General features: G+C 66.3%; 20 protein-coding genes. 12 read left to right on the forward strand and 8 right to left on the reverse strand.

From position 1 onward, the window contains the following. Nucleotides 1-35: 35 nt before the first annotated feature. The 4 genes from QW881_RS22905 (at nucleotide 36) to QW881_RS22920 (ending at nucleotide 5076) form a co-directional block, all read left to right on the forward strand. Nucleotides 36-773 (forward strand): ABC transporter ATP-binding protein, encoded by a 738-nt coding sequence (locus QW881_RS22905; protein ID WP_315757140.1) that lies wholly within the window; start codon nucleotides 36-38, stop codon nucleotides 771-773. Beyond that, nucleotides 770-3340, forward strand: a complete 2571-nt coding sequence (locus QW881_RS22910) for an ABC transporter permease (protein WP_315757139.1) — start codon at nucleotides 770-772, stop codon at nucleotides 3338-3340. Before QW881_RS22905 ends, QW881_RS22910 begins: the two co-directional genes overlap by 4 nt. 264 nt (nucleotides 3341-3604) lie before the next feature. Further along, nucleotides 3605-4396 carry a Bax inhibitor-1/YccA family protein gene (locus QW881_RS22915; RefSeq protein WP_315740702.1) on the forward strand — a complete coding sequence of 264 codons (792 nt, stop codon included), beginning with the start codon at nucleotides 3605-3607 and terminating at the stop codon, nucleotides 4394-4396. Nucleotides 4397-4548: 152 nt separating this feature from the next. Further along, nucleotides 4549-5076, forward strand: a complete 528-nt coding sequence (locus QW881_RS22920) for a GNAT family N-acetyltransferase (protein ID WP_315757138.1) — start codon at nucleotides 4549-4551, stop codon at nucleotides 5074-5076. 43 nt (nucleotides 5077-5119) lie between these two features. Here QW881_RS22920 and QW881_RS22925 read toward each other — a convergent pair whose 3' ends face one another. The 3 genes from QW881_RS22925 to acnA form a co-directional block, all read right to left on the reverse strand. Continuing rightward, the gene (locus QW881_RS22925) at nucleotides 5120-5485 is read right to left on the reverse strand and encodes a DUF2794 domain-containing protein (protein ID WP_315757137.1); all 366 of its coding nucleotides are present in this window, start codon (nucleotides 5483-5485) and stop codon (nucleotides 5120-5122) included. A 423-nt stretch (nucleotides 5486-5908) separates the two neighbouring features. Beyond that, the gene (locus tag QW881_RS22930) at nucleotides 5909-6691 is read right to left on the reverse strand and encodes a DUF1223 domain-containing protein (RefSeq protein WP_315757267.1); all 783 of its coding nucleotides are present in this window, start codon (nucleotides 6689-6691) and stop codon (nucleotides 5909-5911) included. 188 nt (nucleotides 6692-6879) lie between these two features. Beyond that, nucleotides 6880-9597, reverse strand: a complete 2718-nt coding sequence (gene acnA, locus QW881_RS22935) for an aconitate hydratase AcnA (protein ID WP_316158685.1) — start codon at nucleotides 9595-9597, stop codon at nucleotides 6880-6882. A 223-nt stretch (nucleotides 9598-9820) separates the two neighbouring features. Between acnA and ccmA the strand changes: the two genes are divergently transcribed. The 5 genes from ccmA (at nucleotide 9821) to QW881_RS22960 (ending at nucleotide 13013) form a co-directional block, all read left to right on the forward strand. Continuing rightward, a complete protein-coding gene (ccmA, locus tag QW881_RS22940) occupies nucleotides 9821-10450 on the forward strand; it encodes a heme ABC exporter ATP-binding protein CcmA (RefSeq protein WP_315757136.1) in 630 nt (209 codons plus the stop codon). A 256-nt stretch (nucleotides 10451-10706) separates the two neighbouring features. After that, the gene (gene ccmB / locus QW881_RS22945; protein ID WP_315740697.1) at nucleotides 10707-11375 is read left to right on the forward strand and encodes a heme exporter protein CcmB; all 669 of its coding nucleotides are present in this window, start codon (nucleotides 10707-10709) and stop codon (nucleotides 11373-11375) included. Between the two features lie 93 nt (nucleotides 11376-11468). After that, nucleotides 11469-12245 (forward strand): heme ABC transporter permease, encoded by a 777-nt coding sequence (locus QW881_RS22950; protein ID WP_315757135.1) that lies wholly within the window; start codon nucleotides 11469-11471, stop codon nucleotides 12243-12245. A 1-nt stretch (nucleotide 12246) separates the two neighbouring features. After that, the gene (gene ccmD / locus QW881_RS22955) at nucleotides 12247-12426 is read left to right on the forward strand and encodes a heme exporter protein CcmD (RefSeq protein ID WP_315740695.1); all 180 of its coding nucleotides are present in this window, start codon (nucleotides 12247-12249) and stop codon (nucleotides 12424-12426) included. Next, nucleotides 12423-13013, forward strand: coding sequence for a DsbE family thiol:disulfide interchange protein (locus tag QW881_RS22960; protein WP_315757134.1), 591 nt, complete (start codon nucleotides 12423-12425; stop codon nucleotides 13011-13013). The genes ccmD and QW881_RS22960 overlap by 4 nt, the downstream gene beginning before the upstream one ends. A gap of 301 nt (nucleotides 13014-13314) precedes the next feature. On the opposite strand, the gene QW881_RS22965 is transcribed toward QW881_RS22960, so the two are convergent. Together QW881_RS22965 and ftsY are read right to left on the reverse strand one after the other, a co-directional pair. Then, a complete protein-coding gene (locus QW881_RS22965) occupies nucleotides 13315-13917 on the reverse strand; it encodes a septation protein A (RefSeq protein WP_315740693.1) in 603 nt (200 codons plus the stop codon). A gap of 119 nt (nucleotides 13918-14036) precedes the next feature. After that, nucleotides 14037-14984 (reverse strand): signal recognition particle-docking protein FtsY, encoded by a 948-nt coding sequence (gene ftsY, locus QW881_RS22970; RefSeq protein WP_315757133.1) that lies wholly within the window; start codon nucleotides 14982-14984, stop codon nucleotides 14037-14039. 59 nt (nucleotides 14985-15043) lie between these two features. Here ftsY and QW881_RS22975 point away from each other — a divergent pair, with 59 nt between their 5' ends. Beyond that, nucleotides 15044-15943 carry an RNA pseudouridine synthase gene (locus QW881_RS22975; RefSeq protein ID WP_316158682.1) on the forward strand — a complete coding sequence of 300 codons (900 nt, stop codon included), beginning with the start codon at nucleotides 15044-15046 and terminating at the stop codon, nucleotides 15941-15943. A gap of 53 nt (nucleotides 15944-15996) precedes the next feature. Here the strand turns inward: QW881_RS22975 and mtaB are convergent, their stop codons facing one another. Both mtaB and dapF read right to left on the reverse strand, forming a co-directional pair. Next, on the reverse strand, nucleotides 15997-17319 hold the full coding sequence (mtaB, locus tag QW881_RS22980) for a tRNA (N(6)-L-threonylcarbamoyladenosine(37)-C(2))-methylthiotransferase MtaB (RefSeq protein WP_315757131.1): 1323 nt from the start codon (nucleotides 17317-17319) through the stop codon (nucleotides 15997-15999). Further along, complete coding sequence (gene dapF / locus QW881_RS22985; RefSeq protein ID WP_315757130.1) at nucleotides 17316-18182, reverse strand: diaminopimelate epimerase; 867 nt, start codon at nucleotides 18180-18182, stop codon at nucleotides 17316-17318. Before dapF ends, mtaB begins: the two co-directional genes overlap by 4 nt. A gap of 170 nt (nucleotides 18183-18352) precedes the next feature. Here dapF and QW881_RS22990 point away from each other — a divergent pair, with 170 nt between their 5' ends. Then, a complete protein-coding gene (locus QW881_RS22990) occupies nucleotides 18353-19123 on the forward strand; it encodes a GyrI-like domain-containing protein (RefSeq protein WP_315757129.1) in 771 nt (256 codons plus the stop codon). Nucleotides 19124-19128: 5 nt separating this feature from the next. Next, nucleotides 19129-19839, forward strand: a complete 711-nt coding sequence (locus tag QW881_RS22995; RefSeq protein WP_315757128.1) for an SIMPL domain-containing protein — start codon at nucleotides 19129-19131, stop codon at nucleotides 19837-19839. A 214-nt stretch (nucleotides 19840-20053) separates the two neighbouring features. On the opposite strand, the gene QW881_RS23000 is transcribed toward QW881_RS22995, so the two are convergent. Then, a complete protein-coding gene (locus QW881_RS23000) occupies nucleotides 20054-21046 on the reverse strand; it encodes an MBL fold metallo-hydrolase (RefSeq protein ID WP_315757127.1) in 993 nt (330 codons plus the stop codon). Between the last annotated feature and the right edge of the window lie 279 nt (nucleotides 21047-21325).

A 21325-nucleotide genomic window follows, 5' to 3' on the forward strand; every position in this document is an offset into this window, starting at 1 on the left:
CGACCCGGCTTGCGGAGTTGCCATATGACCGAGCCATGGACAGTCTCATCGAAACCTCGCGTTTGGCCGGCCTCGCGCCGGACACCATTACCATCTCGAACGTCAACCTCTCGCTCGGCACCGGCGCGGCGCGGGTCCATATCCTCAAGGACGTCAGCCTGCGGGTCGGACAGGGCGAGACGATCGGTCTGATCGGACCGTCGGGCTCTGGCAAGTCCACATTGCTGATGGTGATGGCGGGGTTGGAACGTCCTGACAGCGGTGAGGTGGTGGTCAACGGGACCGCTTTCAATGTCTTGGACGAGGACGCCCTGGCCCGGTTCCGCGGCCGCCAGGTCGGCATTGTCTTCCAGTCCTTTCATTTGATCCCGACCATGACGGCGCTGGAGAACGTCGCGGTGCCGCTCGAGCTGGCCGGCCACGCCGGCGCCGCCGAGCGCGCGGCCCGCGAGCTCGACTCGGTCGGGCTGGGCCACCGGCTGCATCACTATCCGACCCAGCTGTCGGGTGGCGAGCAGCAGCGCGTGGCGCTGGCCCGCGCCCTCGCTCCCGATCCTGCAATTCTCGTGGCCGACGAGCCGACCGGCAATCTCGACGAGACCACCGGACGGCAGATCGTCGATCTGTTGTTCACCAAGCACGCCGAGCGCGGCATGACCTTGGTGCTGGTGACCCACGACAGCAGCCTCGCGCACCGGTGCGACCGCGTCGTGCGGCTGCGCTCGGGGCGGATCGAAAGCGAGAGCGACGCCCGCGAGCCGGCTGACGCATGAGCGCCATGTCAGAACCGGTCGCGAGCGGCCGGATCGCCCTCCTGCCCGTTCGTTACGCGTTGCGCGAGCTGCGCGGCGGCTTGCGCGGCTTCTATGTCTTCATCGCCTGCATCGCGCTCGGCGTCCTCGCCATCGCTGGCGTCGGCTCGGTGGCGGCGAGCCTCAATGACGGCCTGGTTCGCGAAGGCCGCACGTTGCTCGGCGGCGACGTTGCCTTTTCGCTGTTTCAGCGCGAGGCCAAGCCGGAGGAGATCGACTTCCTGCGCTCGCGTGGACAGCTGTCGCTGGCGGCAACCCTGCGCGCGATGGTGCGCTCCAGCGACGCCAAGCTGGCCCTGGTCGAGCTGAAGGCCGTCGACAACGCCTATCCGCTGCTCGGCAACGCCGAGCTCCAGCCCGATCTGCCGATGGCCGACATCCTGGCCGAGCGCGACGGCGTCTACGGAGCTGCAGCCGATCCGGCGCTGCTGGCCCGGCTCGACCTGAAGGTCGGCGACATCGTCACGATCGACACGGTCCGCTTCCAGATTCGCAGCGCGCTGCAGGCCGAGCCCGACAAATTGTCCGGCGGCATCGGCCTCGGGCCGCGCTTCCTGATCAGCGAGGCGGGTCTGCGGGCGACGCCGCTGCTGCAGCCGGGCAGTCTCGTGCGCTGGACCTACCGGGTCAGGCTGCCCGACAATGCCAAGGACGATCACGCCGCGGCGTCCTTCATCGCCGATACCCGCCTGACACTGCCGTCGGCCGGATGGGAGATCCGCAGCCGCAGCAACGCCTCGCCGCAACTGGAGCGGACCATCGGCCGCTTCACCCAGTTCCTGACCCTGGTCGGTCTCGCCGCCCTGCTGGTCGGCGGCGTCGGCGTCGCCAATGCGGTCAAGAGCCATGTCGACCGCCGCACCGAGGTGATCGCGGCGTTCAAGGCGCTCGGCGCCACCAGCCGCGACGTGTTCGGCATCTACCTCGTGCAGGTGATGGTGCTCGCCACGATTGGTTCGATCATCGGACTCTGCACCGGCGCAGCCCTGCCGTTTGCCATCGTCGGGCTGTTCGGCAACATCCTGCCGCTGCCCGTGATCCCGGCTATTCATCCGGACGAGCTGGCGCTGTCCTTCGTCTATGGCCTGCTCACCGCACTCGCGTTCGGTCTGTGGCCGCTCGGGCGCGTGCGTGACGTGCCGGTGGCGGCGTTGTTCCGCGAGGCGGTCATCGCCGAATGGCACCGGCCACGCTGGAGCTATCTGATGCTGATCGCGGGCACAGTCGCGCTGCTGATCGCGGTGGTGATCGGCCTGTCCTACGACAAGCGCATCGCCGCGGTGTTCGTCGTCGCCGCCGCGCTGGTGTTCGTGCTGTTGCGCGGCATTGCCGCCGCGGTGATGGCGATTGCGCGCGCCCTGCCGCGCAGCCGCTTCCCGATGCTGCGGCTGGCGGTCAGCAATATCTATCGCCCAGGCGCGCTGACACCGTCCGTGGTGCTGTCGCTCGGGCTGGGGCTCGCCGTGCTGGTCACCATCACCCAGATCGACGGCAATCTGCGACGCCAGTTCCTGGCACAGCTACCGGAGCAGGCGCCGTCGTTTTTCTTCATCGACGTCCCCTCGGGCGAGGCCGACCGCTTCCGCGGCTTCCTCAGGGACCTCGCCCCGCAATCGGCAGTCGAAGACGTGCCGATGCTGCGCGGGCGCATCGTCTCCGCCCGCGGCGTGCGCGCCGAGGACCTCAAGGCGACGACGGACACCGAATGGGTGCTGCAGAGCGACCGCGGCCTGACCTATACCGCCGAGATTCCCAAGGGATCCAAGGTCGTCGAGGGCGCGTGGTGGGGCGAGAACTACAGCGGTCCGCCGCTGGTTTCGATCGAGAAGCGGATCGCCGACGGTCTCGGCCTCAAGCTCGGCGACGACATCGTGGTCAACGTGCTCGGACGCGACATCACGGCGCGGATCGGCAACATGCGCACCATCGACTGGCAGGGGCTCGGCATCAATTTCGTGCTGGTGTTCTCCCCGAATGCCTTCAAGGGCGCGCCCCACACCCATGTCGCCACCCTGACCGAGGCGCGCTCCGATGCCGTCGAGGATGCGCGCGTCATCCGCAAGGTGGCCGACGCCTTCCCGATGGTGACCAGCGTGCGGGTCCGCGAGGTGATGGAGACGGTCGGCTCGGTCGTCTCCAACCTTGCGCTCGCCATCCGCGGCGCCAGCGCGGTGACGCTGATCTCGGCCATCCTGGTGCTGGGCGGCGCGCTGGCCGCCGGCCACCGCCACCGGGTCTACGATGCCGTGATCCTGAAGACGCTGGGCGCCACCAGGCTGCGGTTGCTCGGCGCCTACGCGCTGGAATATCTGATGATCGGCTTCGCCACCGCCGCCTTCGGCGTCGTCGCGGGGTCGGTCGCCGCGTGGCTGATCGTGACCCGGCTGATGACCTTGAGCTTCGCCTGGCAGGCGGGCAGCGCCGCGCTGGTCGTCCTGACCGCGCTGATCGTGACGGTCGGCCTCGGTCTGGCCGGCACCCTGCTTGCGCTCAACCAGAAGCCGGCGACGGTCCTTCGGAATCTCTAGCGGCTTGCGCGCTCATGCCGCACGGTTAACGCGATTTATACGGCTGGGACGCGCGCGGAGCGACATTCAGCCGCGCGTGGAAGCTTGCGGCGGATATGCTAGTTTCCCATCTAGGGAATGGGCTCAGAGACCTGCCAAAAGATGGCGATTTTGCCGATGACGCAAATTTAATATCTGTGGCAGCGGGTATGAGATAGGGTTTTTCGAGAACCGGCTAAAGGTCCTGCCAGGACCGGACCGCCGGGCAACCAACGGGAATCGACCATGTCGGACCTAGACCGCAATTATGCTTCACCCTTTGGCCGGGTGGCCGGGCGCGCCGATGCCGCGACCGTCGACGCCGGTCTGCGCGCCTACATGCTGCGCATCTACAATTACATGAGCATCGGCCTGGCCATCACCGGCCTCGCTGCGCTGGGCGTCTACATGGCGTCGGTGACCGGCGATCCGGCTGCCGGCGTATTCAAGTTCGGCAACGCGTACCTGACGCAGTTCGGCTACGCGATGTTCGTGAGCCCGCTGAAGTGGCTGTTCATCCTGGCCCCACTGGTCATGGTGTTCGCGATCTCGGCCGGCATCAACCGCCTGGCGCCGTCGACCGCGCAGATCCTGTTCTGGGTGTTCTCGGCCTTGATGGGCATCTCGCTGTCGTCGATCTTCCTCGTGTACACCCACACCTCGATCGTGCGGGTGTTCTTCATCACCGCGGCGACGTTCGGCGCGCTCAGCCTGTACGGCTATACGACCAAGCGCGACATGACCGGCATGGGCTCGTTCCTATTCATGGGCCTGGTCGGCATCGTGCTGGCGAGCCTCGTGAACCTGTTCCTGGCGAGCTCGATGCTGCAGTTCATCGTCTCGGTGATCGGCGTGTTCGTGTTCGCCGGCCTGACCGCCTGGGATACGCAGCGTCTGAAGAACGAGTACATCTACGGTTACGCCTCCGCGGGCGGCGACATCGCCGAGCGCGCAGCGATCACCGGCGCCCTGTCGCTGTACCTGAACTTCATCAACCTGTTCACGCTGCTGCTGCAACTGCTCGGCCAGCGCGACTGATCCAGCGGCTCACACGAGCGACCTTCGAAGCCCCGGCCTCACCGCCGGGGCTTTTCGTTTGCGCAAGCCAATTGCGACCGCGGCGCGGGCGCGACGGCAGCCATGCCGCGAGGCCGGATTGATCGCCGCATCCGCTTTGGTATGTTTCCACCATGACCGACATTGAGCTCCGGCCCACCCGGGAGGCCGACCTTCCCGCCATCACCGCCATCTACGGCCAGGCCGTCCGCGAGGGCACGGCCACCTTCGAGCTCGACCCTCCGGATCTGACGGAAATGACGCGCCGCTTCCGGGCGCTCACCGACGACGGCTTTCCCTATTTCGCCGCCCTGCTGGACGGAGAGGTGGTCGGCTATGCCTATGCGGGGCCTTACCGGCCTCGCCCGGCCTATCGCTTCACGGTGGAGAACTCGATCTATCTCGCCCCCGCCAGCCAGCGTCGTGGCATCGGAATGCGACTAATGCGGCGGCTGATCGACGCCTGTGAGGAGGGAGGCTTTCGCCAGATGATCGCCGTCATTGGCGACTCCGGCAATGCCGGCTCGGTCCGGCTGCATACCGCCTGCGGCTTCCAGATGATCGGCACCCACCCGAGCGTCGGCCTGAAATTCGGCCGCTGGCTCGATACTGTGATGATGCAGCGCCCGCTCGGGGCCGGGAGCAGCGACGTCCCGGCGTAAGCAACGCCAGTCGGAATGTCATGATCAGCCGGAGCGCGTGGGATCAGACCAGCGCCGGCTTCGGCGCGATCACCAGCAGCACGCGCTCGAGCTCATGACCGCGGCGCAGGATCAGGCCGGTGGCCGAGATCACGCTGTACATGCCCTGCTTGCGCGCCAGCCGCGGGTCCTTCTCGATGCGGTAGATCGGGACCTCGGACGCCCGGCGAAACACGGAGAAGACGGCCCGGTCACGCAGGAAGTCGATCGAATAGTCGCGCCACTCACCGTCGGCGACCATGCGGCCGTAGAGGTTGAGGATACGATTCAGCTCGAGGCGATCGAACGTCACCCGGTTGGGCGCCGCGGCCGCGTTGCGCGCCGCCGCGCGGTTCTCGCTGGGGTCGGCATCCTCCGGAGTGAGGTTCATGAGCGTCCTCCTGTCATCTGTGTGACATGATCGCGCCATCCGCCGGAAGCCGCAAGGGGCCGTTTTCATTGTTGAAGTTCGGCCGCGCATGCCAACCGCGCGAACTCCGCGAACACGCAAGCGTCACGGGATCGTTAGCAGAATCATAATCGCGCCGTCTTTCCGCCCACCGACCGCCCCCGACCTTAGGCATAAGATTCGTGTGCGTTGGCCCGGTCCTTTCGGTTCCGGATTCCTCAGCCCCCAGCCCCCCGGGGTCGTCAGGATCGGGTCCATTCACAAGTAAGGCAAAGGGCCAACGCAAGTTGGTCCTTTTGCTTTTTTGGCGTGAGCTGCACGGAACATGTTGTGGCGCGCCTCCGTCCCATGGACGTGACGCGCCTACCGCAGGTCAACGGAAACGAAGATCAGGACGACGGAAGATCAGCGCTCGGGACCACGCGCCGTTGCTGAAGCCCGTCCGACCAATGGCAACTCGGAAAAGGCGGCGCCGAGCATCGCTCCGGGGCGGTCGCGACTGCCGTCCTGCACATAGACGACGGTGCCATCGACGCCCTCGCGGGCGATCTTCTCCAGCGGCACGCTCCATCTGACCGGCGACCCATTCCAGTCACCCAGCTTCTGAAGACCGCGAACGACGTTGTAATAGGTCAGATCACGGCCGCTGTTCTCGCCGCGGCCGACCGAGATCGGGACCACCCGCGAGATCGAGCAGACCCAGACCTCGCCGTGCTTGCGCGGCATCTGGTCGTTGGCCGCGGCCACAGAGACAGTGAGGTCCTGGCCGTCGACCGACAGCCTCACCGGCACCGACATCACGCTGCCACCCTGGACGGTCTCCTCGATGGCGCCTTCGATCGCCTCGCGGTCGCTGCCGATCACATGCACGGAGCCGTTGACCACCGCCTGCGGCGTATAGACTTCGCGATCGCCACGCGCCCTGGAATAGGCCCGCTGCCGGGCCGTGAAGCGGGAGTCGGCCAGCGTGTCCTTCCAGCCCAGGTAGTCCCAGTAGTCGATCGGCAGGGACAGCGCGATGACCGAGGGATCTCTGGCGAGCTCGCCGAGGATCTTGTCGGCCGGCGGGCAGGATGAACAGCCCTGGGACGTGAAGAGTTCGATCACCGCACGCGGATCGGACGCGGCCGGCCGGACGAAAGCGATGACCGCACAGACACTCAGCGCCGCGCGCGACCACCACGACATCTGTCCACTCATCGTCACTGTCCTGTCTGGAACATGGTCCGCTGCGCCCTGCCGCGTCAATGATCTGCAAAGCCGCCCTCGTAGTTAATAGATTGCAAACGAAAAGGAGGCGGCCTTTGTCATAGGCCGCCTCCTTCATCACCTGCTACTCACTTCAGAGTGAGCCAAACTGTCGCGTCGCGCTTTGGTTAAGCAGCGAGCTTGCGCAGCACGTAGTGCAGGATGCCGCCGTTGCGATAGTAGTCCAGCTCGTCCAGCGTATCGATCCGGCAGAGCAGCGGCACCTGCTGCGCCGCCCCGTCGGCCGACACGATCTCGGCGATCAGGGTTTGACGCGGCTTCAGGTCGCCTTGCAGGCCCTTGATGGTGACCTTCTCGTCGCCCTTCAGGCCGAGCGAGGACCAGGACGTGCCTTCCTGGAAGGTGAGCGGGAGCACACCCATGCCGACCAGGTTCGAACGATGGATGCGCTCGAAGCTCTGGCAGATCACGGCGCGGACGCCGAGCAGCCGGGTACCTTTCGCAGCCCAATCGCGCGACGAGCCGTTGCCGTATTCGGCGCCGGCGAACACCACCAGCGGCACGCCCTCTTCCTGGTACTTCATCGCGGCGTCGTAGATCGACATCTGCTCGCCGTCGGGCCAGTGCTTGGTCAGGCCGCCTTCCGGAATGTTGCCGTCGGCACCTTTGAGCATGAAGTTCTTGATGCGGATGTTGGCGAAGGTGCCGCGCATCATGATCTCGTGGTTGCCGCGGCGCGTGCCGTACTGGTTGAAGTCGGCCGGGCGGACCTGGTGCTCGCTGAGGAATTTACCGGCGGGCGAGGTCAGCTTGATCGAACCGGCCGGCGAGATGTGGTCGGTCGTGATCTTGTCGCCGAACAGCGCCAGCACGCGGGCCTCGACGATGTCCTTGATCGGCTCGGGCTCCTTTTTCATGCCGTCGAAATACGGCGGGTTCTGCACGTAGGTCGACGACATGTTCCAGCGATAGGTCTCGCTCTCGACCGTCTTGATCTTGCGCCAGTTGGTGTCGCCCTTGAACACGTCGGCGTAGCGCTTCTTGAAGATCGACGCCTTGACGAATTTCTTGACGAAGTCGTTGACCTCCTTGGTCGTCGGCCAGATGTCTTTCAGGTAGACTGGCTTCTTGTCCTTGCCGATGCCGATCGGCTCGACCGAAAGATCCTTGGTCACGGTGCCGGCGAGCGCGTAGGCCACGACCAGCGGCGGCGAGGCCAGGTAGTTGGCCTGCACGTCCGGCGAGACGCGGCCTTCGAAGTTGCGGTTGCCCGACAGCACGGCCGCCGCGACGACGCCGTTGTCGTTGATCGACTTCGAAATCTCCTCCGGCAGCGGGCCTGAATTGCCGATGCAGGTGGTGCAGCCGAAACCGACCAGGTTGAAGCCGACCTTGTCGAGGTCCTTCTGCAGGCCGGAGTTAGCCAGGTACTCGGCGACCACCTGGCTGCCCGGGGCGAGCGAGGTCTTCACCCACGGCTTGGCCTTGAGGCCCTTGGCGGCGGCGTTGCGGGCCAAGAGGCCGGCGCCGATCAGCACGCTCGGGTTCGAGGTGTTGGTGCAGGAGGTGATGGCGGCGATGACGACATCGCCATGGCCGATGTCGAAGTCCTTGCCCTCAACGGGGAAGCGCTGCGCGGCATCGCTCTTCTTGTACTCGCCGGCCAGCGCGGTGGCGAAGCCCTCGGCCACCGCCGGCAGGGCGATGCGGCCCTCGGGACGCTTCGGACCAGCCATCGACGGCACGACGTCGGCGAGATCGAGGGTCAGTGTCTGCGTGAACACCGGGTCCGCCGACTTGGCGGTGCGGAACAGGCCCTGCGCCTTGGCATAGGCCTCGACCAGCGCGACGCGCGGGCCCTTGCGGCCCGAGGTCTTGAGATAGTCGATGGTGGCGGCGTCGACCGGGAAGAAGCCACAGGTCGCGCCATATTCGGGGGCCATGTTGGCGATGGTCGACTTGTCGGCGACCGAGAGATGGTCGAGGCCGGGGCCGAAGAACTCGACGAACTTGCCGACCACGCCGAGCTTGCGCAGCATCTGGGTGACGGTCAGCACCAGGTCGGTCGCGGTCACGCCTTCCTTCAACGCGCCGGTCAGCTTGAAGCCGACGACGTCGGGCAGCAGCATCGACAGCGGCTGGCCGAGCATGCAGGCCTCAGCCTCGATGCCGCCGACGCCCCAGCCGAGCACGGCCAGACCATTGACCATCGTGGTGTGCGAATCGGTGCCGACCAGCGAATCCGGATAGGCGACCTCGAAGGTGCCCTTGGTGCGGCCGACGGTCATCTTCTCCTTCTTGGTCCAGACGGTCTGCGCGAGGTATTCGAGGTTGACCTGGTGGCAGATGCCGGTGCCGGGTGGCACGACGGAGAAGTTCGAGAACGCCTTCTGGCCCCACTTCAGGAATTCGTAACGCTCCTGGTTCTGCTTGTACTCCTCGGCGACGTTCTTGCCGAACGCCTTGTTGTCACCGAAGTAGTTCACGATCACCGAGTGGTCGATGACGAGATCGACCGGCACCAGCGGGTTGATCTTCTCGGCGTCGCCGCCGAGCTTCTGCATCGCGTTGCGCATCGCTGCGAGATCGACCACCGCAGGCACGCCGGTGAAATCCTGCATCAGCACGCGCGCCGGACGGAAGGCGATCTCGTGCTCCAGCGACTTCTTGCGCAGCCATTTCGACACCGCGACAATGTCGTCCTTGGTGACGGTGCGGCCGTCCTCGTTGCGCAGCAGATTCTCGAGCAGCACCTTCATCGAATAGGGCAGCTTGGAGATGTCCTTGAGACCGTTCTTCTCGGCTGTGGGCAAGCTGTAGTAAATGTAGCTCTTCGTTCCGACCTTGAGGGTCTTGCGACACTTGAAGCTGTCGAGCGAGGTCATGCGTGGAAATCCCAATTGATCTGTATACCCGGAGGGGGTATTTAAGAACCGTCAGCGCGAGGCGCCGGATGGCTTGCAGCGGGCGATTGTGTGCTGCATCAAGGTCGGGCTTATAGAAGCTTTCTAACTGCGCCGCCACAGCCACAAGCAAGCCGCGACGTGGCATCACCCACAAATTCTCACGCGCTAGCCATCAATTTCGTAAGGGCTGTCACGACGGGCCATGCAGCTTTCTCCAACACAGTCGCCGAAACTGTTCGGCCGCGACGTCAGATGCGTGCGCGGCGGCCGCGAGGTGTTCGCAGGCCTTGCGTTCGAAACGGTCGCGGGCGAGGCGCTGGCGGTGACCGGACACAATGGTGCGGGCAAGACATCACTGCTGCGGCTGATTGCCGGCCTACTGCTGCCGGCGGGCGGCTCCATCGCCATCGAGGGCGGTGAAGGCGAGTTGACGGTGCCCGAGCAGGCGCACTATCTCGGCCACCGCGACGCGCTGAAGCCGGCGCTCAGCGTGCGCGAAAACCTGACCTTCTGGGCCGAATTCCTCGGCGGCGGCGTCACGCGACCGATCCCCGACTGTTTGGCGGCGGTGGGCATCGCGCACGCCATCGACCTGCCCGCCGCCTATCTCTCCGCCGGCCAGCGCCGCCGCCTGTCGCTGGCGCGCCTGCTGGCGGTGCCGCGCCTGCTGTGGCTGCTGGACGAGCCGACCGCCGCGCTCGACATCGCCGGACAGGCGATGTTCGCCGGCCTGATGCGCGAGCATCTCGCTGGCGGCGGGCTGATCGTGGCCGCGACACATGGACCGCTCGGCATCGCCACGCGTGAGCTGCGGATCGGGGAGGCTCGATGATTCCCTCTCGCCTCTTCGCAGTCCCACCCACCGCTCTCTCCGTTCCCTCCCCCCTTATGGGGGAGGGTCAGGGAGGGGGGTGCCCCACGACGCGCTCTAACTTGTTTGACGAGATTCGGTCGCACCAACCAACGTCCCATCGGCGCGCCGACCCCTCCCCAGCCCTCCCCCACAAGGGGGGAGGGAGCGCAGTTTGCGGGTGGAGGGAGCGTGGCTCACCATCTGCCATCAAGCAATCAGCCAAGGCCCTCCCCGCATGACCGCGCTCGGTGCCCTCATCCGCCGCGACATCCGGATCGCGCTGCGCATCGGCGGCGGCGCGCTGATCGGGGTATTGTTCTTCCTCACCGTCGTGGTGCTGATGCCATTCGCGGTCGGGCCGGATCTGGCGCTCCTGACCCGGCTCGGCCCCGCCATCCTCTGGCTCGGTGCCCTGCTCTCCAGCCTGCTCACCCTGGACCGGCTGTTCACCGCCGACCACGAGGACGGCTCGCTCGATCTGGTCGTGATGAGCCGGACACCGCTGGAGCTGGCCTGCGCCGCCAAGGCGCTGGCGCACTGGCTCGCCGCCGGCCTGCCGCTGGTGATCGCGACGCCCGTGCTCGGACTGCTTCTCAATCTCGACGCCACCGCCACCGGCGCCGTCGCGCTGACGCTATTGGCGGGCACGCCTGCCCTGACCTTCATCGGCATGATCGGTGCGGCGCTGGCGGTGACCATGCACCGCGGCGGGCTGCTGCTGGCGGTCTTGGTGCTGCCACTGTCGATCCCGGTGCTGATCTTCGGCGTCGCGGCGTCGCAGGCGGCCATCGTCGGTCCGCTGCCGTTCGGGGCGCCGTTCTCGATCCTGTGCGCATTGTCGCTGGTGAGTTTCGTGATCGGCCCGTTCGCCGCTGCGACAAGCTTGCGGAACGGGCTGGATTGACCCACCGCCCGCCGGGGTTTGACCATGATCAACTCTTACCTAGTGGCGCCGTGCTGATTGCCTGCAACCGCTTCCGCCTTTAACAAGGGTCTCATGTCGCTGATCGACCTTGCCAATCCTACCCGGTTCCTCGGCCTCGCCGCACGGTTGCTGCCGTGGCTGGCGCTGGTCACGACCGCGCTGCTGGCTGCCGGCCTGTACCTCTCGGCGCTGGCGCCCGACGACTATCAGCAGGGCGCGACCGTCAAGATCATGTTCATCCACGTGCCCAATGCGTGGCTGTCGATGTTCGTCTGGGGCGTCATGAGCATCGCCTCGCTCGGCACCCTGGTATGGCGGCATCCGCTCGCCGACGTCGCCGCCAAGGCCGCCGCCCCGATCGGCGCCAGCTTCACGTTCCTCGCGCTGCTCACCGGCTCGCTGTGGGGCCGGCCGATGTGGGGCACCTATTGGGAGTGGGATGCCCGGCTGACCTCGGTGCTGATCCTGTTCCTGATGTATCTCGGCCTGATGGCGCTGTGGCGCGCGGTCGAGGATCCCACCCGCGCCGCCCGTGCTGCCGCCGTGCTGACGCTGGTTGGCGCCATCAACCTGCCGATCATCAAGTTCTCAGTCGACTGGTGGAACACGCTGCATCAACCCGCGTCGGTGATGCGGATGGGCGGTCCGGCGCTCGACAAATCATTCCTGATCCCACTGCTGGTGATGGCAATCGGGTTCACGTTCCTGTTCGTGACGCTGCATGTCGCGGCGATGCGCAACGAGATCCTGCGTCGTCGTGTGCGCAGCCTGCAGATGATGCAGGCGCGCGCCTACACAACGACCGCATCAGCCGACGATCCGGCAGGCCAGATCGCGGGAGCGGCTTGATATGGACCTCGGACCCTATACCTCCTTCATCGCCACCTCCTATCTTGCGGCGGCGCTGGTCGTGGTGGTGCTGATCGGCTGGATCGCCATCGACTACCGCACCCAGAAGGCGCGCTTGCGCGCGCTCGAGGACAGCGGCATCAGCCGCCGTTCCGGCCGCGCCGCGACGGACATCCAATGACCGAACCGACAGAGCCGGCGCCGCGCCGCCGCTCATTCCTCATGCTGCTGCCGCTCGTGGTGTTCCTCGGGCTGGCGGCGCTGTTCTGGTCGCGCCTCGGCAACGGCGATCCGTCGCGCATTCCGTCGGCGCTGATCGGCCGTCCGGCGCCGGCCACACCGCTGCCGCCGCTGCCGGAGCTGGCCAGAGACGGCACACCGGTGCCCGGACTCGATCAGGCCGCGCTCAAGGGCAAGGTCAGCGTCGTCAATGTCTGGGCGTCGTGGTGCGTGCCATGTCACGACGAAGCGCCGCTGCTGGTCGAGCTCGGCCGCGACAAGCGCTTCCAGATCATCGGCATCAATTACAAGGATGGCGCCGACAACGCCCGCCGCTTCCTCGGCCGCTACGGCAATCCCTATGACGTCGTCGGCGTCGACGGCAATGGCCGCGCCGGTATCGAATGGGGCGTCTACGGCGTGCCCGAGACCTTCGTGGTCGGACGCGAGGGCACCATCGTCTACAAGCTGGTCGGCCCGATCACGGCGCAGAACATCGATGCGGTGTTGAAGCCGGAGATCGAGAAGGCGTTGAAGGCGGGCGGGTAGTCTGCTGAAAGACCAGCAGTTGTTTTCTCGTGATCGCGAGCGAAGCTGTTGGTCGAATCCTCGCTGTCATCGTCCGGCTTGACCGGGCGATCCAGTACGACGTGACTCACGACTGCCGCGGCGTACTGGATCATCCGCTTTCGCGGATGATGACACTGAGAGTGAGGCGCTGAGGCGCGCGGCGTATTGCGAGATCAGTTCGCGCCTGTCGTTCCGGGGCGATGCGGAGCATCGAACCCGGAACCTTGAGATTCCGGGTCCGCTCGCCGACGCGAGCGTCCCGGAATGACAGCACCGCGTACTACCCCTTGCTCACATCCCCCTCGGCCGCATCGCTGGCTTCGAGCGACGCGGGGTCCTGATGATAGCGCTTGATCAGCGGCATCTGGGCGATGGCGAAGATCATGGTCAGCGGCACGACCCCGAAAGCCTTGAAGCCGACCCAGAAATCGGTGCTCTGCGTGCGCCAGATGATCTCGTTCAGCACCGCCATCGCCGCGAAGAACAGCGCCCAGCGGAAGGTGAGGATGCGCCAGCCCACGGCCGTCAGGTTGAACATCTGATCGAACATGATCGCGATGAAGGAGCGGTTGAACAGCAGACCGCCGCCGAGCACGGCCGCGAACAGGCAGTAGATGATGGTCGGCTTGACCTTGATGAAGGTCTCGTCGTGCAGCACCAGGGTCAGCGTGCCGAACACGATGACGACGACGGCGGTCACCAGCGCCATCAGCGGCACGTGCCGCGTCACCACATAGGACGCGATCAGCGCCGCGATGATCGCCACCATGAACGCGCCGGTCGCAGCGAACAGATTGAACTTGGCGTTGACCACGAAGAACACGATCAGCGGACCGAGTTCGGTCGCGAGCTTGAACAGCGGATGCGGCTGGGTCTTGTCCATTCCATGTCCCGTTGGCTGTCATCATCCGCGGCCGCGGATGATCCAGTAGCCTCTGATGTCTCGTGGCGGAGGAGGCGCGCAACGGGCGGAAAGGCTCGCAGGCGCGCCGCACCGTGACGTCAATCCTCGATTCCCGCAATCGCCCGCGCGAAATCCTTGGCGGCGAACGGAGAGAGATCGTCAACCCCCTCGCCGACGCCGATGAAGTGCACCGGCAGCTTGAACTTCTCCGACAGCGCCACCAGGATGCCGCCGCGCGCCGTGCCATCCAGCTTGGTCATCACGAGGCCGGTGACGCCTGCCGTACGATGAAACGCCTCGACCTGCGACAGCGCATTTTGTCCCACCGTCGCGTCGAGCACGAGCAGCACCGCATGCGGCGCCGACGCGTCGACCTTGCGAATGACACGCACCACCTTTTCGAGCTCGTTCATCAGCTCGGCCTTGTTCTGCAAACGACCGGCGGTGTCGATCAGCAGAATGTCGCGGCCCTGCTCCTTGGCCGCGGTGATGGCGGTGAACGCAAGGCTGGCCGAGTCCGAGCCCTGCGCGCCGGCGATGACCGGCGCCTTGGTGCGCTCGCCCCAGACCTTGAGCTGCTCGATGGCGGCGGCGCGGAACGTGTCGCCCGCCGCCAGCATCACCTGCCTGCCCTCGGACGCAAATTTCGCGGCCAGCTTGCCGATGGTGGTCGTCTTGCCGGAGCCGTTGACGCCGACGACGAGAATGACGAACGGCTTGTGGCCCGGCGCGATCTCGAGCGGCTTCGCCACCGGCGACAGCACCTTCTCGACCTCGGTCGCGACCACCGCCTTCACCTCGTCGGCGCTGATCGCCTTGTCGTAGCGGCCGGTCCCGACGGCCTCCGCAATCCGCGCAGCGACCTGGGTACCGAGATCGGCGCGCAGCAGCACGTCCTCGATGTCGTCCAGCATCGCGCGGTCGAGCTTGCGCTTGGTGACGAGATCGGCCACGGCCGTGCCGAGCGCGCCGGAGGTGCGCTTCAGGCCCGCGGACAGCCGCCGCCACCACGACAGCTTGGGTGTTTCGGAGGTGGTATCGTTCATGGCGTGGTGTTAGCCCTTTCCATTCGCAAACGAAAGCTCACACCCGCGTTACGGTTTCCATGGACATTAACCAACCCAGCGACGAGGAGATGCTGGCCCGCGTGCTTCATCGCGACGGGCTGATGCTGGTGATCGACAAGCCGGCCGGCATTCCCGTGCACAAGGGGCCAAAGGGCGGACCGAACCTCGAAGCCTCGTTCGACGCGCTACGCTTCGGCCTGCCGCGTGCCCCGGTGCTGGCGCATCGGCTCGACAAGGAAACCTCGGGCTGTCTGGTGCTCGGCCGTCATCGCAAGGCAACGGCCTCGCTCGGGCTTTTGTTCAAGCATGGCAAGATTTCGAAGACCTATTGGGCGGTGGTCGAGGGCGGGCCTGACGCTGACGAGGGCGTGATCGATTTGCCGCTCGGCAAGCTCAACGCCGAGCGCGGCTGGTGGCAGAAGCCGGATCCGCAAGGGCAGCCGGCGGTGACGAAATGGCGGGTGCTGGGGAGGTCGTACTCTCTTGCCAGTCTATCCCTGAACTCCCCTCCCACTCGTGGCAACGACTCCCCTCCCCCTTGCGGGGAGGGGTCGGGGGTGGGGGTCCCCACGGGCAGTGTCGCTTGGAGCCACCCCCCTCCCCAACCCTCCCCCACAAGGAGGGAGGGAGCGCAGCTGCCAACCGGAGAGGGAGAGTCGGTGCACTCCAATCGCAGTCCGCGACTCACTTGGCTGGCGATGGAACCGGTCACCGGCCGCACGCATCAACTGCGCGTGCATTCGGCAGCGTCGGGATGGCCGATCGTCGGTGACAACATCTATGGCAACGGCCCGCGCTTCGGCGAGCCGCGGCTGCATCTGCACGCACGCGAGATTTCGATTCCGCTGTCGAAAAACAAGCCACCGGTACACGTGGTGGCGCCGGCGCCGGTGCACATGCATGAGCGGCTGAAGATGTGCGGGTGGAACGGGGCGTGAGCCCATCTCTTTCCGCACCGTCATGGCCGGGCGAAGTCCCGGCCATCCACGTCTTAGTTCTTGGGGACAGCGTGGATGCCCGGGTCAAGCCCGGGCATGACGGAATTCTGGACTAACAGCCGGGCCCCATGATGCCCCGTGATCGTGAGCCGCTGCACGGTGCCTGGCAACGCAGTGGTCGTGGCGACCGGCAGATAATGCTCCGTCCGTCCCTGGGTCTCACTCTCGATCAGCACCTCACGCTGACAGCCGATCTCCTGCTCCAACCGCCGCCGCAGCGCCGCTTCGCCCGCAGTCCGCAGCCGCCGCGCCCGCTCGCGGATGACGGTGCCGTCCACCTGCGGCATGCGCGCGGCCGGCGTGCCCGGCCGCGGCGAATAGGGAAAGACGTGCAGGAAGGTCAGCCCGCATTCCTCGACAAGATCGAGCGAGCGCGCGAACATCTCCTCGGTCTCGGTCGGGAAGCCCGCCATCAGATCGGCGCCAAGCGCGATGTCCGGCCGCAGCCGGCGCACCTGAGCACAGAATGCGATGGCATCGGCGCGCGCATGCCGCCGCTTCATGCGCTTCAGGATCAGATCGTCACCCGCCTGCAGCGACAGATGCAAATGCGGCATCAGCCTCGCATCATCAGCGAGCGCATCGAGCAGGTCGGCATCCGCCTCGATCGAATCGATCGAGGAGATGCGCAGGCGCTTCAGCTCGGGCACGTGGCGCAGGATCTGCTTCACCAGCCGGCCGAGCTTGGGTGCGCCCGGCAGATCCGCGCCATAGCTCGTGAGGTCGACTCCGGTCAGCACGATCTCGGCATGGCCGCCCTCGCTCAGCGCGCGCACCTGATCGACCACGGCGCCCATCGGCACCGAGCGCGAATTGCCGCGGCCGAACGGGATGATGCAGAAGGTGCAGCGATGGTCGCAGCCGTTCTGCACCTGGACGAAGACACGCGGCAGGCCGCGCTGGAAGCCATCGACCAGATGCGGCGCCATCTCCGTCACCGCCATGATGTCGGAGACGGCGACCTTCTCGGACGCATCGATGCCGAAGCGTGGCACGGCCAGCGCCTGTGTCGTCGCACGCCACGCGTCGGGCTGCAGCTTGTCGTCATTGCCGATGACGCGGTCGACCTCGGGCATGGAAGCGAACATGGTGGCCTGCGTCTGCGCGGCGCAGCCGGTCACGACGATGCGCGCCGCCGGGCGCTCACGCTTCAGCTTGCGGATGGATTGCCGCGCCTGCGCCACGGCCTCGTTGGTGACGGCGCAGCTATTGATGACGATGGTGTCATCGGCGCCGGCCGCCTCGGCATGTTCCGCGATCAGCTCGGATTCGAACGCGTTCAGGCGGCAGCCGAAGGTGACGACGTCGACGCTCATGCGACGCTGGCGAACATCGACGGCTCGAACCGTCCCTCGAACTCGAATGCGGCGGTGCCCGTCATCAGCACGTGATCGTCGCGCTCGCGCCACTCGATCGTGAGCTCGCCGCCGGGCAGCGTCATCTGCACGATCCGGTTGGCGCGCTTCAGCCTGGCAGCCGCGACCGCGGTCGCGCAGGCCGCCGAGCCGCAGGCCTTGGTCAGCCCCGCGCCGCGCTCCCAGGTGCGCATCGTGATGTGATCGCGATCGACGATGTGGGCGAGCGTGATGTTCGCACGCTCCGGGAAAATCGGATGGTTCTCCAGCAGCGGCCCGAAGCGCTCCAGATCATAGGCATTGACGTCGTCGACCCAGAACACCGCGTGCGGGTTGCCCATGTTGACGACCGAGGGCGAATGCAGGATCGGGGCATTGATCGGCCCGATCTGCAGCTCGATGTAGCGGGTGTCGCGGAACTCCTCGGCGAGCGGAATCTCCTGCCAGCCGAACTTCGGCACGCCCATGTCGACGGTGTAGAGATCGGGCGCCGGCCCCTGCCAGCAGTTCAACAATCCGGCGCGGGTCTCGAACGTCGCGCTGGTCTGGCCAGTCTTGCCGAACACCTGGCGTACCACGCAGCGCATGCCGTTGCCGCAGGCGCCGGACTCCGATCCATCGTTGTTGTAGATGCGGATGAACGCTTCGGTGCCGTCGAGCCGCGGCGGCTGCAGCACCATCAACTGGTCGTAAGGCACCCGGGATGCCACCGCCCGCGCCTCGTCCGGCGTGACGACATGCTTCACGTCGCGCAGATCGACCACGACGATCTCGTTGCCGATCCCGTTCATCTTGACGAAGCTGTGGTTGGCCAGCGCGCTCATGAAAATATCCAAATTGTGTCCGCCTTATATGGCGAATGGCGCGGCATTGACCAGCCTGCAGAGCGACATGACGCATCTGTCATGGGACGCCGCGCCGCCGAGCATGTTAGGACCGGTTCATTCGCCGGCACGAACCGGGCAAAGCAGCACGGCCACTGGAGAATAGTCGAATGAATCTCAGCACTTTCCGCCTCGTTCTGGCCGTGAGCTCGGTCGCGCTTCTGCTCGGCGGCACGTTCGCCCGGGCCCAGGCGCCGTCGGCCTCGCCGGCTCCGGCGGCCTCAGCCACGCCCGCACCGGCCCCGAGCGCGCTACCGGCCCCGGCGGTGCCGGCCTCTCCTGCGCCTGCCGCGTCGGCCAGTCCGGCGCCCGCGACCAGCCCGATGCCGGCCGCCAGCGCAAGCCCCTCGCCGTCGTCATCTCCGACCGCCGCCCAGTCCCCGGCCACGTCGCCGCCGGCCGCGGCGCCAGCCCAGGCGGCCGACGCCTTCGGCGACGAGATCAAGCTCGAGGCGAAGAAGGTCGTCCTCGTCAAGGGCACCGCCAATTGGGACAACGCGTTCGAAACGCTGATCGACTCCTTCAAAACGCTGTCGGCCACGCTGGACAAGCAGGGCATCAAGCCCGCCGGCAACGGCATGATCGTCTACACCTCGACCGACGACACCGGCTTCACCTTCCTGGCCGAGATGCCGATCGAGCAGGAGCCGAAGATGCTCGGCAAGGGCATGAGCATTGGCCAGTCGCCCGAGGGCAAGGCGCTGAAGTTCGTCCATCGCGGCTCCTACGACAACATGGACAACACCTACGAGGCGATCACCAACCACCTCGACGAGCGCCGGCTGGAGGCCAAGGACACCTTCATCGAGGAGTACCTGACCGACCCCTTGAAGACGGCCGAAGATAAGCTCGTCATCAACGTCTACGTGCCGCTGAAGTGAGCACCATGATCATCAGATCGATGTTTGTAGCCGCACTTGCGGCGAGTACGGCACTGCCGGCGCTGGCGGATGACATCGCCCGTCAGGACACACCGGCGATCACCGTCAGCGGCGAGGCCAGCGTGTCGGCGCCGCCGGATCTGGCGCAGATCGACGCCGGCGTGGCGTCCGACGCCAAGACCGCGCGCGAGGCGGCCGAGGCCAATAACGCCGCTATGGCCAAGGTGCTGCAGGCGCTCAAGCAGGCGGGGATCGCCGACAAGGACTATCAGACCTCGCGGCTGTCGCTGCAGCCGCAATATGCGCAGAACCGGCCGGCCCAGCCGGCCGTGACCGGCTATCGCGCCAGCAATCGCGTCACCATCAAGGTGCGCGACGTCGCCAAGGTCGCCAGCGTGATCGACACGCTGGTCGCCGCCGGCGCCAACGATGTCGGCAACATCTATTTCAGCGTCGCCGAGCCGTCCAAGCTGCTCGACCAGGCGCGCGAGAAGGCCGTCGCAGACGCGCGCCGCAAGGCCGAGATCTACGCCAAGGCCGCCGGCGTGACGCTGGGCCAGCCGCTCAGCATCTCCGAGGACGGCGCTCCGGCGCCGGTGTTCCGCGCCAAGACCCTCGCCGCACCGATGGCGGGGGCTCCGACCCCGGTGGCGCAGGGCGAGGAGGCATTGTCGATCACGGTGAACGTCACCTGGGCGATCAAACAAGGGCAGTGAGGCGCACTCCCTTCGGCGCGGCCCATTCACGCGCGGTCGTGAACCCACAGCGCGACGACAAACTCGGTGTCGTCCCGGCCAACGCGCCGGGACCCATAATCCGCGGCGGATGTTGTCGTGCGAGATGGAGCTGCTGATCTTCGCAAGACTTGATCCGGTGGTGATGGGTCCCGGCGTTCGCCGGGACGACACCTTTTGTGGTTGCGACAGCGAGTCAGATCTCCATCACCTGCCCCGGCTTCAGCACGCCGAACCGCTCGCGCGGGATGCCGGCCTGGTCGAGCGCGGCGTGCAGGGCGTGGACCGGCGCATCGATCGCCTCGTCCGTCAGTTGGAACGTGCCGTGGTGATGCGCCAGCGCGGTCTCGGCGCCGCAATCGTGCAGCGCCTGGACGGCGTCCTCAGGGTTCATGTGCTGGTCGCGCATGAACCAGCGCGGCTCGTAGGCGCCGATCGGCAGGATGGCGAGCCTGATCGGCGCGTGCTGCTCCGCGACGCGGCGAAAATGCTTGCCCGTGCCGTAACCGGAATCGCAGACGATGTAGACCCTGCCGCGCGGCGTCTCCAGAACGAAGCTCGCCCATAACGCCTTGTTGCGGTCGAAGAGCCCGCGCGCCGTCCAGTGCCGCGTCGGCACCAGGGTCACGGCGACCTCCTTGTTGAGCGTCACGCGATCGTGCCAGTCATAGGCCTCGGCGCGAATTTTGGAGTCCGCCTGTGTCATCGTCAGGTCGTTGCCGAGCGGCGTGACGACGCGCGGTGAAAAGCGCGCGGTCAGCTTCGACAAGGTCCGGATGTCGAGGTGATCGTAATGCCCGTGGGAGACCAGCACGACGTCGATATGCGGCAGGGCCTCGAAGGCGATGCCGGGATCGTTGCAGCGCCTAGGCCCGGCGAACGAAACCGGCGAGACCCGCTCCGACCAAACCGGGTCGACCAGGATGTTGAGCCCCCCGGTCTGGACCAGCCAGCTGGCATGGCCGATGAAGGACAGCCGCACTGTCTCGCCGTCGATCCGGTGCGGCGGCGTGTCGGCGTGCGGGCTCGCCGCCCAGGACGGCCAGCGGGAACGCTTGCGGTTGCGGTCGAACTGCCAGCGCAGCACCTGGGACAGGGATTTGGGCGAAACGCCGTCGGGATCGTAAAAGCGCTTGCCGTCGAAATGGTCGGTGACGGGGCCGGAATAGGTCCTGGAACGGCGCAGCAAGGTCGTCCTCGCAAGGGAAAGCTGAACTGGCGCAAGAGGTAAGCAGCCCCTCGAGGCCCGGCAACGGGACGCCGGGAAGCAAGTTTCCTTGACTTTTCCCGCCCGCGAGGGTTTAACCCGCCCGAATTTCGGAAAGTATCACTTTTCGAGCCACCGCCCGGTCCTCGAGGCCGGAGGTCAACGCCCGACAGCGCTGTGCGCCCTCGGACGTAAACGTGTTTGGACGATCGGGTTTCGGCAGGACTGCCGCAACATAGATGATCGTCATGCCCCGCGCAG

The organism is Bradyrhizobium sp. SZCCHNS3016 (assembly GCF_032484535.1).
Taxonomy (GTDB): Bacteria; Pseudomonadota; Alphaproteobacteria; order Rhizobiales; family Xanthobacteraceae; genus Bradyrhizobium.

What these genes read in the sequence shown, in the direction of transcription:
- QW881_RS22965 (WP_315740693.1), bottom strand. Translation starts at nt 13,917, where the DNA reads ATGGACAAGACCCAGCCGCATCCGCTGTTCAAGCTCGCGACCGAACTC.
- ccmB (WP_315740697.1), top strand. Translation starts at nt 10,707, where the DNA reads ATGACCGCGCTCGGTGCCCTCATCCGCCGCGACATCCGGATCGCGCTG.
- QW881_RS22930 (WP_315757267.1), bottom strand. Translation starts at nt 6,691, where the DNA reads ATGTCGTGGTGGTCGCGCGCGGCGCTGAGTGTCTGTGCGGTCATCGCT.
- QW881_RS22905 (WP_315757140.1), top strand. Translation starts at nt 36, where the DNA reads ATGGACAGTCTCATCGAAACCTCGCGTTTGGCCGGCCTCGCGCCGGAC.
- mtaB (WP_315757131.1), bottom strand. Translation starts at nt 17,319, where the DNA reads ATGAGCGTCGACGTCGTCACCTTCGGCTGCCGCCTGAACGCGTTCGAA.
- QW881_RS22910 (WP_315757139.1), top strand. Translation starts at nt 770, where the DNA reads ATGAGCGCCATGTCAGAACCGGTCGCGAGCGGCCGGATCGCCCTCCTG.
- QW881_RS22975 (WP_316158682.1), top strand. Translation starts at nt 15,044, where the DNA reads ATGGACATTAACCAACCCAGCGACGAGGAGATGCTGGCCCGCGTGCTT.
- ccmA (WP_315757136.1), top strand. Translation starts at nt 9,821, where the DNA reads ATGCAGCTTTCTCCAACACAGTCGCCGAAACTGTTCGGCCGCGACGTC.
- QW881_RS22960 (WP_315757134.1), top strand. Translation starts at nt 12,423, where the DNA reads ATGACCGAACCGACAGAGCCGGCGCCGCGCCGCCGCTCATTCCTCATG.
- QW881_RS22995 (WP_315757128.1), top strand. Translation starts at nt 19,129, where the DNA reads ATGATCATCAGATCGATGTTTGTAGCCGCACTTGCGGCGAGTACGGCA.
- ccmD (WP_315740695.1), top strand. Translation starts at nt 12,247, where the DNA reads ATGGACCTCGGACCCTATACCTCCTTCATCGCCACCTCCTATCTTGCG.
- QW881_RS22990 (WP_315757129.1), top strand. Translation starts at nt 18,353, where the DNA reads ATGAATCTCAGCACTTTCCGCCTCGTTCTGGCCGTGAGCTCGGTCGCG.
- dapF (WP_315757130.1), bottom strand. Translation starts at nt 18,182, where the DNA reads ATGAGCGCGCTGGCCAACCACAGCTTCGTCAAGATGAACGGGATCGGC.
- QW881_RS22920 (WP_315757138.1), top strand. Translation starts at nt 4,549, where the DNA reads ATGACCGACATTGAGCTCCGGCCCACCCGGGAGGCCGACCTTCCCGCC.
- QW881_RS22950 (WP_315757135.1), top strand. Translation starts at nt 11,469, where the DNA reads ATGTCGCTGATCGACCTTGCCAATCCTACCCGGTTCCTCGGCCTCGCC.
- QW881_RS22915 (WP_315740702.1), top strand. Translation starts at nt 3,605, where the DNA reads ATGTCGGACCTAGACCGCAATTATGCTTCACCCTTTGGCCGGGTGGCC.
- ftsY (WP_315757133.1), bottom strand. Translation starts at nt 14,984, where the DNA reads ATGAACGATACCACCTCCGAAACACCCAAGCTGTCGTGGTGGCGGCGG.
- acnA (WP_316158685.1), bottom strand. Translation starts at nt 9,597, where the DNA reads ATGACCTCGCTCGACAGCTTCAAGTGTCGCAAGACCCTCAAGGTCGGA.
- QW881_RS22925 (WP_315757137.1), bottom strand. Translation starts at nt 5,485, where the DNA reads ATGAACCTCACTCCGGAGGATGCCGACCCCAGCGAGAACCGCGCGGCG.